This is a genomic window from Hungatella sp. L36, assembly GCF_014288035.1.
Window position 1 is genome coordinate 562,198 of the sequence record NZ_JACOPC010000002.1, and the last position, 11,841, is coordinate 574,038.

The 11,841-nt window shown below is 51.0% G+C and carries 9 protein-coding genes; 8 read left to right on the forward strand and 1 reads right to left on the reverse strand.

What is annotated here, in order from left to right; translation table 11 throughout:
* Positions 1-54 precede the first annotated feature (54 nt).
* Together H8S80_RS08210 and H8S80_RS08215 are read left to right on the forward strand one after the other, a co-directional pair.
* On the forward strand, positions 55-3,873 hold the full coding sequence (locus H8S80_RS08210) for a diguanylate cyclase domain-containing protein (protein WP_117631703.1): 3,819 nt from the start codon (positions 55-57) through the stop codon (positions 3,871-3,873).
* Positions 3,860-6,454: an ATP-binding response regulator gene (locus H8S80_RS08215; protein ID WP_117631705.1), complete on the forward strand. Its 2,595-nt coding sequence runs from the start codon at positions 3,860-3,862 to the stop codon at positions 6,452-6,454. Before H8S80_RS08210 ends, H8S80_RS08215 begins: the two co-directional genes overlap by 14 nt.
* A gap of 49 nt (positions 6,455-6,503) precedes the next feature.
* Here the strand turns inward: H8S80_RS08215 and H8S80_RS08220 are convergent, their stop codons facing one another.
* Complete coding sequence (locus tag H8S80_RS08220; protein WP_117631707.1) at positions 6,504-7,010, reverse strand: DUF6512 family protein; 507 nt, start codon at positions 7,008-7,010, stop codon at positions 6,504-6,506.
* 131 nt (positions 7,011-7,141) lie between these two features.
* On the opposite strand from H8S80_RS08220, the gene H8S80_RS08225 reads away from it, so the two are divergent.
* The 6 genes from H8S80_RS08225 (at position 7,142) to H8S80_RS08250 (ending at position 11,841) form a co-directional block, all read left to right on the forward strand.
* Positions 7,142-7,702, forward strand: a complete 561-nt coding sequence (locus tag H8S80_RS08225; protein ID WP_117631709.1) for a TIGR03943 family putative permease subunit — start codon at positions 7,142-7,144, stop codon at positions 7,700-7,702.
* Positions 7,703-7,781: 79 nt separating this feature from the next.
* Positions 7,782-8,123, forward strand: coding sequence for an AraC family transcriptional regulator (locus H8S80_RS08230; protein WP_117631711.1), 342 nt, complete (start codon positions 7,782-7,784; stop codon positions 8,121-8,123).
* A gap of 150 nt (positions 8,124-8,273) precedes the next feature.
* Entirely contained in the window at positions 8,274-9,257 is a 984-nt protein-coding gene (locus tag H8S80_RS08235; RefSeq protein ID WP_117631713.1) for a metal ABC transporter substrate-binding protein, read from the forward strand.
* A gap of 47 nt (positions 9,258-9,304) precedes the next feature.
* A complete protein-coding gene (locus tag H8S80_RS08240; RefSeq protein ID WP_117631715.1) occupies positions 9,305-10,012 on the forward strand; it encodes a metal ABC transporter ATP-binding protein in 708 nt (235 codons plus the stop codon).
* Complete coding sequence (locus H8S80_RS08245; protein WP_002604119.1) at positions 9,999-10,838, forward strand: metal ABC transporter permease; 840 nt, start codon at positions 9,999-10,001, stop codon at positions 10,836-10,838. The genes H8S80_RS08240 and H8S80_RS08245 overlap by 14 nt, the downstream gene beginning before the upstream one ends.
* 25 nt (positions 10,839-10,863) lie before the next feature.
* Entirely contained in the window at positions 10,864-11,841 is a 978-nt protein-coding gene (locus tag H8S80_RS08250) for a CobW family GTP-binding protein (RefSeq protein WP_117631717.1), read from the forward strand.

The window sequence follows — 11,841 nt, forward strand, 5'->3', positions numbered from 1 at the left end:
CTTTATAATAATTATTTATATGATATGTCAGCGGAGAAAAAGTGAGGTGATCCTTTGGACGGGAAAGAAACTATATTAATTGCAGATGATGCAGATCTCAACCGGGCTATATTAAGAAACTTATTCGAGGATGAATACAACCTGCTGGAGGCAGAGAACGGAGAGCAGGCCCTGATCCTGCTGCGGCAGTACCGCGAACGAATCACCGTGGTTCTCCTCGATCTCGTCATGCCGGAAAAAGATGGCTACGAGGTATTAAAGGAGATGCAGGAGAACCGTTTTCTTTACCACTCACCGGTCATCGTGATCACGGCGGATGACAGCATGGGAAACCGCGCCAGGGTATTTGAACTGGGCGCATCCGATGTCATCGCCAAGCCCTTCGATCCCGCTGAAATTAAAAACCGTGTTAAAAATATTATTGAACTGGGCCGCTACAGGCGGCAGCTGGAGACGATGGTCGCGGAACAGTCCGCGCGCACGCGGGAGGCCAATGCCGCGGTGATCGATATGCTCACCTCGGTCATCGAATACCGCAGCCTTGAATCCGGTCAGCACATCCGCCGCATCCGGATGTTCACACAGATTCTGCTGGAGGACGTGGCGGAGAACTACCAGGTCTACAACCTGGACAGCCGGAAGATCCAGCTTATTATGGAGGCCTCTTCCCTGCACGACATCGGTAAGATTGCCATTCCCGACAGTATTCTCAACAAGCCCGGGAAACTGACATATGAAGAATTCGAAGTCATGAAGACCCATACGATGAAAGGCTGCGAGCTTCTCACAGACCTGGACAGTCTGCGGGATCAGGAGTATTTTGAATATGCCTACCGGATCTGCCGCTATCATCACGAGAGATGGGATGGAAACGGATATCCGGATGGCTTGAAAGGGGACAGCATCCCCATCTGCGCACAGGTGGTGGCCATCGCGGACTGCTACGATGCGCTCACGACAGACCGCGTGTATAAAAAAGCCATCGCCCCCAGCCAGGCCTTCAGTATGATTCTGAATGGAGAATGCGGGAAATTTTCTCCGCGGCTTCTGGAATGCTTCAAAAATGTGAGGGATAAATTTGCTCAGCTTTCCGCAGAGTATGCCGACCATCTGCCCGGCAAGATCAAGACGGCTCCGCATATTCCGTCCGCCTCCCTCTATGATACGGGAGACAACACACTGGAACAGAGCCAGCTTAAATATTTCACCCTGCTGCGCCATATGGATTCAACGGTCATGGAACTGGATTACGATACCGGTGTCTATCATCTGGTCTACTTAGCGGATCAGGATTTTTCCGCGCTGCGGTCTGGGAACCGTTTCGAGGACGCCATCCGCAATTTTACGGAAGCGGCGGTTCATCCCGAAGACCGTGCGCAGGTATTAGCCCTGCTGGATAATTATATCAGGGAGCTTTTCGACGAAGGACTGACCTGCCGCGACCGGAAGTACCGGATCCTGGACCGCAGCAGGGATACATACGTCTGGTGCAGAGCCTCTCTGCTTCGTATCAATCTGGAGAATCCCCGTCAGCACCGGGTACTGCTGGTGTGGCGCAAGGAAGAATTTCCGCAGCCGGATCAGCCAGGCCATCCGGCTCCTTTCGAACCGCTGCCGGTCGCTTATCCGGCGGCCGACCTGCTCTTAGGCGGCATTCAGAAGTGCCGGTGCGATCAGCATTTTACACTGATCCAAATCAGCCACAGCCTCGTGAATCTGCTGCATTATTCCGAACGCGAGATCGAAACGCAGTTTCAAAACCATCTGATGGAACTCGTATATCCCCCTGACCGGGAGAAGCTGGCAAAGCAGTTTAAGGAACAGCGCAACGAGGGAAAGATTCTGCAACTCGAATACCGTCTTGTGGCAAAGGATGGCCTTACGGTCTGGGTATCCGATCACTGTCTCATCACGGTGGAGAATGGTGCTGAGGTTGCGTATTGCGTAATTCTGGATGCAGCCCGCCACCATCAGGCGGAGGAGGAGCTGCGTCTGTCCCTGGAACGGCACAATATCATTATGGAACAGACGAATGATATTATTTTTGAATGGGATATCCGAAACGATGAACTGTATCTCTCCCCCAAATGGAAGAGTCAGTACGGTTACCAGCCTATTACAAAGAATGTGAGCAGTGAGATCCCCAGAATATCGCACATCCATCCGGACGATGTACCGGTATTTCAGGATCTGATGCAGACCATGAGAATCGGCATCCCCTATAAGGAAGCCGAATTCCGCATTGCGGATGGAGCCGGCGTCTATCGCTGGAGGCTGGTGCGCGCCACCGCTCAGTTTGATATTGACAACAAGCCATTTAAGGCCGTCGGGGTGATCGTGGATATCGATTCACAGAAGGCAGAGAAAGCGTCCCTGGAGGACCGGGCGGCACGCGATGTGCTCACCGGCCTCTATAACAAGGTTTCTGCCCAGGGCAGGATAGAAGCACACTTTTCGGCCTGCGCTCCCGATGACCTGTCGGCCCTGATGATTCTGGATGTGGATGATTTTAAACAGATCAACGACCGATACGGCCACATGTTCGGGGATGCGGTACTGGTCGAGCTCTCCTCAAATGTGGCGAAGCTGTTCCGCGGCCAGGATACGGTCGCGCGGATCGGCGGCGATGAATTTCTGATCTTTATGCCAAACGTCCGTAAGGAAGAGGTGGCAGAGCAGCGTGCAGAGGAGATCCTTTCGGTTCTGAAGGATCTGCTTCATGAAAACATGAGAGATATGGCCTTTTCGTGCAGTGTCGGCCTGGCCTTTGCCAGGGGCGGCGCCTTGAGCTTTCGGGATTTATTCGAACACGCCGACCGTGCCCTTTACAGGGCCAAGGCAGCAGGCAAAAAGCAGGCGGTCTGCTATCAGGATGAGATGCGGAATGGGCTTATCGGCAGACCGGAGGCGGAAGCGGCTGTCTGCCGCACGGAGATTGATTCGGACCGTTTGAAGCAGTGGAATCTTCCCACCCTGATTTCGAGGGCGTTTGATATTTTATACGGCGCTGAGGATTTCGGGAGGGCGGTGCAGTCCATTCTGGCCCTGATCGGGGAGATGTTTGAAATCAGCCGGACTTATATCATTGAAAGCAGCAAAGATGGGCGGCGCTGCAACAACACCTTTGAGTGGTGCGCCGAAGGCATCGAGCCGCAGATCCATTACCTCCAGCAGGTTCCCTATGTGAGTAACGGCTTTGATTACCGGGAGAACTTTGGTGAAGACGGACTCTTTTACTGTCAGAATATCAGCAAACTGGCGGACCGGGAAAAGGGATTTCTGGAGGGGCGGGCAGTGCTGTCCACCCTGCAGTACGCCATACGGGAAAATGGTACCTTCTACGGTCTGGTAGGCTTTGATGACTGCGGAATCCGCCGTTTCTGGACCAGGGAGCAGATCGAGGCGCTGACCTTTACAGGCAAGCTGCTGTCCGTGTTCCTGCTCAAGTACCGGACGCAGGATGCCCTGAGTGAATCCGTGCTGAACCTGCACAGTGTTCTGGATCAGCAGGAGGTATGGCTGTATGTCCTGGATCCGGATACCTACACCCTGCGTTACCTCAACCGAAAGACAAAGGAACTGGTGCCGGAAGCAGAACCCGGCCGGCCCTGCTATGAGGTGTTTTATAAGCGGGACAGTCCCTGCGAAAACTGTGCGCTTAAACAAGCCCTTGAGACCGGGCAGAGTACCATGGAGCTGTACAACGATATTCTGGGAATGTGGATTCTGACTGACGCCTCGATTGTACAGTGGAACCGGATGGAAGCATGCCTTGTGTGCTGCCGGGACATTTCCCGTTACAAGGATAAGAAGAGCCAGGACTCGAAACAGAAGATAAGAGAATCATGCGGAGGAGCATATGAATACAGATAATTACAGCCAGTTAAAAACGCGGATCCTGGACATTCTATGGAACGAAACGGATTTTGACGCGGCAGTCCGCCGCGTGCTGATATTAGTAGGAAACGAGTTTTCAGCTGATAGTGTCTACATATCGGAATATTCCGTTTCCGACAGTCAGTTTATCAACACCTATCTCTGGACCGCACCAGGCTTCATGGATTCCGCCTGGAATAGGAAGGACACCAATCAGAAGAGGCTGGCCGCACAGAAGGGGGCCTTCGCCATGGGCAGTACCACCGCTTTCTGGAGCACGGATACCCTGCCTGAGGAATCGGCTGCGATTCTGAAACGGCTCGGCACCCGTTCGTTACTTCAGGCGCCGATTCAGGCTCAGGGCCATCTGGCCGCCTGCATTGGCCTGTCCGACTCCGTCCGTTTCCGTACAGACTGGGAAGGCAACACGAAGACCAGGGAATGCGTCATGACGATCGCCCAGATCATCGGTATCTTCCTGCTGAAAACCCGGTATGAACAGATCAATGGAGATTACCAGAATAAACTGGAGAAATCGCTTCTGGCGTCGCAGAAACGGACGGACGCCGCATACGATCTGCTGGATTCCATTTCATCGGGTGTCATTCTCGTGCGTCTCTATCCGGATGGCAGGGCAAAACCGCTGTACGCCAATCTGGGGATGTACCGGATCCTCAGAATTCCCCGGACCGCGGAGGACGCCGTTGTTCCTGACCGTAACGCCGCAGTTCTGGAAAGTGAGTATTTTGACGATTTTTTCGCCAATATTCCGGAACCGGACAATCAATGGGTACGGCAGGATTATCAGGAGGGGTTCAAAAAGGATCATTTCAGTGTCAAGAAGTACCGGCTGCTCCGCGGTGACGGTACGTATGTGTGGGTCAGATCCGATTTGAGCCTGCGGGAGTCAACCGCGGAGTGCCGCATCTATTACGCTACCTACACAGATATGTCGGAGGAGATCAGCCTCCAGTCGAATTTAATGGAGATGCTTCAAAAAGAGAAACAGATAACAGCAGATTTAGAGAAAGCCAACCGGGCAAAATCAGATTTTCTGTCCCGCATGAGCCATGACATCCGTACCCCCATGAATGCGATCATGGGGATGTCGTCCATTGCGAGAGCTCATTTAGAGATAAAGGAGCGTCTGGTGGACTGTCTCGATAAGATCGATTCCTCGGCAAAGCTGCTGTTGAGTATTATCAATGAGGTTCTGGATATGTCCAAAGTAGAGAGCGGTAAGATCACGCTGTCTGAGGAGGAGGTTCATCTGGCGGAGCTGATTCACAGTGTGGTATCCATGGTACAGCCTCTGGTCGATGAAAAACAGCAGCAGTTTCAGATCCATCTCAACGATATAGAGCATGAATCTGTGCTTGGTGATGTGCAGCGGCTCCAGCAGCTGATCATGAATCTGCTGACCAATGCAATCAAATACACCCCGACGGAAGGGTTAATCCGGCTGGAGATTTTTGAAAAGCCATCAAACGATCCGGAGAAAAGCTGCTATGAGTTCGTGGTAGAGGACAACGGAATCGGGATGCACAGCGAATTTCTGACGCGTGTCTTTGAGCCGTTTGAACGGGCGGATGAGAAGCAGATCGACGCCGTACAGGGCACTGGCTTAGGCCTTGCCATCTGTAAGAGCATTGCAGAAAAGATGGGCGGCAGCATACAGGTGGAGAGCAAGTACGGCGCAGGCAGCAGGTTTACCGCCTCGGTGATATTAAGGAGAAGCGACGGAATCGCTGACGACGAAGCGCTCAGGGGACTGTCTGTCCTGGTGGCAGATGACGATGAAATCACCTGCATCAACACCTGCGCCCGCCTGGAAGCGCTTGGCATCCGGTGTGAATGGGTGTTAAACGGCCAGGAGGCGATAAAACGGGCCTCTGCGATGCATGAGAGCGGCCGCGATTACTTTGCGGTAATCCTCGACCTGAAAATGCCGGAACTGGATGGAATCGAGACGACACAGAGGCTGCGGGAGGCGTTGGGGAACCGGATACCGATTATTCTGATATCCGCCTATGATTTTTCGACCTATGTAGACAGGGCAGCGGCGGCAGGAGCCAATGACTTCATTACCAAACCACTGTTCCGCTCCCGCCTGGTTTCGAAGCTGAAGCAGTTTCTGGACAGCGAAAGCACCGCTCAGCCGGAAGAGCAGACGCAGACCGGCTCATTGTTTATGGGAAAACGAATCCTGTTGGTGGAAGACAACGATCTGAATCAGGAAATTGCCTCAGAAATGCTGAAAATGCTGGGAGTTACGGTGGAACTCGCTGAAAACGGGAAAGTTGCCCTGGAGCGTTTCATGGAATCCCCTCCCGGATACTACGATCTGATTTTTATGGATATGCAGATGCCGGTGATGGATGGCTGCACCTCGACCCGGAAAATCCGGGCCATAGAGAGAGATGATGCCAAACGCATTCCGATTATAGCCATGACCGCGAATGCCTTTGCCGACGACCGTCAGAAGACGGCGGAAGCCGGAATGAACGAGCACCTGGCTAAACCCATTAATCTGGAACAGTTGAGGCGGACGCTGGACCAATGGCTAAATTTCCTGTGATAAGAAAGCCGATAAACCGTGATTATTCACGAGTTTATCGGCTTTCTATTCAGATTCCCGGTTCTGCAAATAATCCGATTTCCGGCGGACCGTATGTGAAAACGAAAAACAGCACTGCAATCAGCGCAATTACGGCCACAAGAACAGGTTCATACTTTCGAATTTTCCCATTTGGAGTCAGACGCAGGGCAAGGGCGAAGGCGGCCAAAACGCTCACCAGAAAGGTGATGATATCCAGGGAAAGCAGATGAAATCCAAGGACTCCCGAGTATGTGTAAAAAATGGTGGGGATCAGCACACAGCCCGCAAGGTTTCCGGCTGCCAGCGCCGGTATGACACCGGGTTCTTCCTTCCGAAGACGAACTGACATCCACAGAGAATAGAACAGCATCGGGAAAAATAACAGCTTGATATGTTCCCAGGTAGACTCCCCTACGGGAGCGAACAGTCCGACCAGAAAGCTGTTTCCTGACAGCTGATAGAGAAAATGTGACAGAGTACCGAACACGGAAACAAAAAGGATTCCAGCCAGTGTATAACGCTTAAGACGGTTCATAGAAAGCCTCACAACATAAAATTTCTCTTTATAGTATGCAGGAACAGGGGGAACTATGTTTCAGCAGGACGTGTATAAATTCTAAAAACAGAGAATACAACATTAGGGAGAACTTTTTTATAAGGAGAACTATGAAAAGCCCCGTTTATGTTGTCACAGGAAGTCTGGATGCGGGAAAAACGAACTTTAAATTGAAAAAGGTGATCTTTTTGCTGATAATCCCGTTTCTTCTGTTCATGATTTTCCATGGACCGGCGGATTCATTAATCAGTACACGAACTGAGACTGGAGCGGAGCTGCCCGGGCTGAATGCGGCGGAGAAGAAGATCACAATATCTGATGACCTGTTTGGCATGTGGTATTCTGAACTGTATTTACACATGGAGCAGTATACAGGATACACGATTGTCATAACCGGATATGTACTAAAAGATCCGGAGTCCTTCGGGAAAGATGAATTCGCAGCCGCCCGCCTTGCCATGACCTGCTGTGTGGCTGATTTAGCCCCGGCTGGTTTGATGTGCAGTTATCCGGGTGCGTCGGACTTGAAAGAAGATTCCTGGGTGACGGTAGAGGGAACGCTTACGGCAGCCTACGAGGAGTATGGCGGACACAAGTATGCCAATCCTCTGATTATGGTATCCCATATCATGCCGGCGGAACCGGTGGACGGGTATGTGTATCCCTATTAGCAGCGGAAGCGAAAATGATTCCTTGACAATGTCATAACTGTTGTTATAATATATAAAATGTAAAAATGCTGGATTGAAAATGCCAGTGAGACGGAAAGGAGGAGAGGAAGTGAACTATTTTAATAAAAACAAACGACTCTATGCATTTCTTGCTGCGTTTCTTGTGACCGCAGTGCTGCTTCTCTCCGGTCTTTTTATCGTCACACATGCTGAGCATGACTGTACGGGTGAAGACTGCCTTGTCTGCGCGGAGATCGAAGCCTGCGTATGTACAATACAGCTGTTGTCAAAAGCAGTTGGAACAGGAGCAGCTGTCATCTTTGCATATCTTGTCATTTCAAAAATCTTATCACTCTGTCAGACCGGACTCTTTCTGTGCCCGGTATCTTTGGTCAGCTTAAAAATCCGTTTAGATAATTGAATCATCCTCGCGCAAGGCAGTTAGCCGTTCACTTTTTGTGTATGGCTTGACAGGATACGCCTGTCATGAAATCTGCCTTGTTTTTGTGTACCCTTTTTCTCTGCCCGAAGGGCTGAATGACTAAAAAACACAATCTGGAGGATTTATTTTATGAAATTTTATTCGATTAAAATGCTGTGTGCGCTGGCTATGACAGCGCTTGTTTCCGCTACCATGCTTTCCGGCTGCACAAGAGCCGCTGCGCCGAACCCGGCAGCCAAAGCAGATGCCATGGAGAGCAAAAAAATGCTGAAGGTTATGGCCAGCTTTTATCCCATGTACGACTTTGCAGCTAAAATCGGCGGCGACAAGGCGGAAGTGATTACCCTGGTTCCGTCCGGCACAGAACCCCATGACTGGGAGCCGGCTGCTGCCGATATCAGGAATCTGGAAGAAGCCGATCTGTTCATTTACAGCGGAGCCGGAATGGAGCACTGGGTGGACGATGTGCTGGCCAGCTTAGATAACAAAAATCTGATATCGGTGGAGGCCTCCAAGGGGGTGGCGCTTAGAGACGGCCACAGCCACAGCCATGAGGAGGAGGAAGGCGCCGGGGAACCGGAAGAAGAGGGGCGGTATGATCCTCATGTATGGCTCAGCCCTCTGAATGCGGAAAAAGAGATGGAAAATATCAAGAATGCCTACATAAAAGCAGATCCTGACAACAGGGATTACTATGAAGCCAACTACGAATTGTACGCCTCCAGGTTCGCTGACTTAAATCAGAAATTTAAAGATACCCTGTCTTCCCTGCCGAACAAGGATATTGTGGTATCCCATGAAGCCTTCGGCTATCTCTGTGACGCCTACGGTCTCAATCAGGTGGGAATCGAGGGACTGTCCCCGGATTCTGAGCCCTCCCCTGCAAGAATGGCGGAGATCATCGATTTTGTAAGAGCCAATCATGTCAGGGTTATCTTTTTCGAAGAGCTGGTAAGCCCAAAGGTTGCCGAAACCATTGCAAAGGAAACCGGTTCGTCAGTACAGGTGTTAAATCCGCTGGAAGGCTTAAGCGATGAGGAACTGGAAAGCGGCGCCGACTACTTCTCGGTAATGGAGGAGAACTTAAAACAGCTGGAGGCAGCGCTGAAATAAGAGAGGCTGAATAAAAATGACAAAAGACAGACAAGGAGTATAACGGGATGGATGCCATTGCAGTCAGAGGACTGAACTTCTCTTATGGAAGCACTCAGGTCCTGAAACAAATTGATTTTACAGTTCCCGAGAGCCGCTTTGCGGTTCTGCTGGGGCAAAATGGAGCAGGGAAAAGCACTCTGTTAAAGCTTTTGCTGGGGGAACTATCCTCCGGTGAAAAAAATGGGGGAATCTCTATCTTCGGATGCGATATCCGGCAGTTTAAAAACTGGAAGTGCTTAAGCTATGTCCCCCAGAGCGGCATGGCATCCTGTCAGAATTTCCCGGCCTCTGTGGAGGAGATCGTCCAGGCAAACCTATATGCCCAGATCGGACTCTTTCGTTTTGCCGGAAAAAGAGAAAAAGACCAGGTCCGCCAGGCACTGCTCCAGGTTGGGATGGAAGATTATGCAAAACGGCTGATTGGACGGCTGTCCGGCGGCCAGCAGCAGAAAATCCTTCTGGCAAGGGCGCTGGTGAGTCAACCCAGGCTGTTGATTTTAGATGAACCGGCAACGGGGATGGATGAACGGAGCACGGAGGATTTTTACCAGCTGGTAAAGAGGATTAACCTGGAACAGGGGGTAACGGTACTGATGGTTACCCATGACCGGAAACGGCTGGAAGCCTTTGCAGATGATATCTGGCTTTTGGAGAATGGGGGCATGGAACTGATACGGGCCGGAGAGGGGGAATGCGCTCATGGAGATCTTTAATTACGGCTTTATGCAGCGTGCCTTTGTTGTTGGAATCCTTCTTGCGGCCGTTATTCCCTGTATTGGAATTGTCATTGTGTTTAAACGGCTGTCCATGATCGGTGATGCGTTGTCCCATACTTCTCTGGCCGGAGTTGCGGCCGGACTGATTCTGGGCATAAATCCGGTGGCGGCAGCAGCGATTGCCTGTATCACCGCCTCCCTGGGAATTGAACTGATCCGCAGGAAGCTGCCGCGTTATTCCGAGATGTCCATTGCCATCATCATGTCCGCAGGAGTGGGGCTGGCTGGCGTCCTGTCCGGATTTGTAAAGAATGCGGCAAACTTTAACAGCTTTCTGTTTGGCAGCATCGTGGCAATCAGTGATATGGAGCTGCATCTCGTGGTGGCAGTCAGCGCCGCAGTGCTTCTGATGTTCCTGCTGCTGTATAAAGAATTATTCTACGTGTCCCTGGATGAACAGAGCGCCAGGCTGGCCGGCGTGCCGGTGCGGACGGTAAATTTTCTGTTCACTTTTCTGATCGCAGTGACGGTTTCCGTCGCAGCCAGAACCGTGGGAGCGTTGATTGTGTCCTCCATGATGGTAGTTCCGGTGGCCTGCGCCATGCAGTTCGGTAAAAATTACCGCCAGACCGTTTTATGGGCGGTGGGACTCGATGTGACCTTTATGATTACCGGACTGTTTGCTGCTTACTATCTGGGATTAAAACCGGGAGGAACCATTGTTTTAGTTGGCGTCATATTCCTGCTTCTGGTATTTGCAGGAAAAAGGCTGTTCCGGAGGATTGGAGGTCAGCTAAAACAGGAAGCCGGCCTGCCGCGATAGGAAGGCTGGCGGAAAAGGAGAGTAAATGACAGATATTTATATTATATCCGGCTTTTTAGGCGCGGGTAAGACAACATTAATTAAAACCATGGTACGTTCTGTATTCCGGGATAAGAAGATCGTTGTCATTGAAAATGATTTCGGGGAGGCGGGGATTGACGCGGGGCTGCTTCGGGAATGCAGCCTGACGGTCACCAGCTTGAATGCAGGCTGTATCTGCTGCAGCCTGACCGGCGATTTTGAAAAAGCCTTGGAACGGATTCAGAAGGATTATGCGCCGGACGCCATTGTGGTGGAACCGTCCGGCGTGGGGAAGCTTTCTGACATCGCCAGACTATGCTTAAAACAGGAGGATAAGGGAAACCTTCACCTTCAACGAACGATTACCGTGGTGGATATCCGTTTCTTTGATAAGTATTTGAAAAACTATGGAGAGTTTTTTAAGGACCAGATATCCTATGCAGATCTAATCCTGCTGAGCCACCAGGAGGAGTGTCAGAAAGAAATCGGACGGGTAAAAAAAAGTATTCTGGATATCAATCCGCAAGCCAGAATTGAAGCGGACTTCTGGGATTCCATTCCACGCCCTGTCTTCCAGTATGGGCCGCGAAATATTGCCCTGTTTAAGCTGGGTATGGAGCAGACGGTATCCATGAAGCCGGTTCAGATCAGAACGGGATACCGGAAGGACAGCAAACAGAAAAAAGGGATTCTTTACCGTCATTTTGCCAGAGAGGTTTTTTCGGCAGTAACGCTGGAGTGTACGGAGCCGCTTTCAGAAGAACAGCTTCGAAAAAAGGTGCTGCATGTCGTAAAGCAGGCGGATGGAGAGATTCTTAGGGGAAAGGGAATTGTAAAAAGTTCTCCTCATAGTCTGATTTTTCATTTTATGCCGGGCAGCCTGGAGATAGTGCCTGCAAATATAGAAGGAAACCAGCTTTGTTTTATCGGAACAGGGCTTGACGAGCAGCAGATCAAGACATTATTCAGCGAGGAATTGTGA

Coding starts and splice junctions, on each gene's coding strand:
- H8S80_RS08215 (WP_117631705.1), top strand. CDS start 3,860: ATGAATACAGATAATTACAGCCAGTTAAAAACGCGGATCCTGGACATT.
- H8S80_RS08220 (WP_117631707.1), bottom strand. CDS start 7,010: ATGAACCGTCTTAAGCGTTATACACTGGCTGGAATCCTTTTTGTTTCC.
- H8S80_RS08225 (WP_117631709.1), top strand. CDS start 7,142: ATGAAAAGCCCCGTTTATGTTGTCACAGGAAGTCTGGATGCGGGAAAA.
- H8S80_RS08230 (WP_117631711.1), top strand. CDS start 7,782: ATGCCAGTGAGACGGAAAGGAGGAGAGGAAGTGAACTATTTTAATAAA.
- H8S80_RS08235 (WP_117631713.1), top strand. CDS start 8,274: ATGAAATTTTATTCGATTAAAATGCTGTGTGCGCTGGCTATGACAGCG.
- H8S80_RS08240 (WP_117631715.1), top strand. CDS start 9,305: ATGGATGCCATTGCAGTCAGAGGACTGAACTTCTCTTATGGAAGCACT.
- H8S80_RS08245 (WP_002604119.1), top strand. CDS start 9,999: ATGGAGATCTTTAATTACGGCTTTATGCAGCGTGCCTTTGTTGTTGGA.
- H8S80_RS08250 (WP_117631717.1), top strand. CDS start 10,864: ATGACAGATATTTATATTATATCCGGCTTTTTAGGCGCGGGTAAGACA.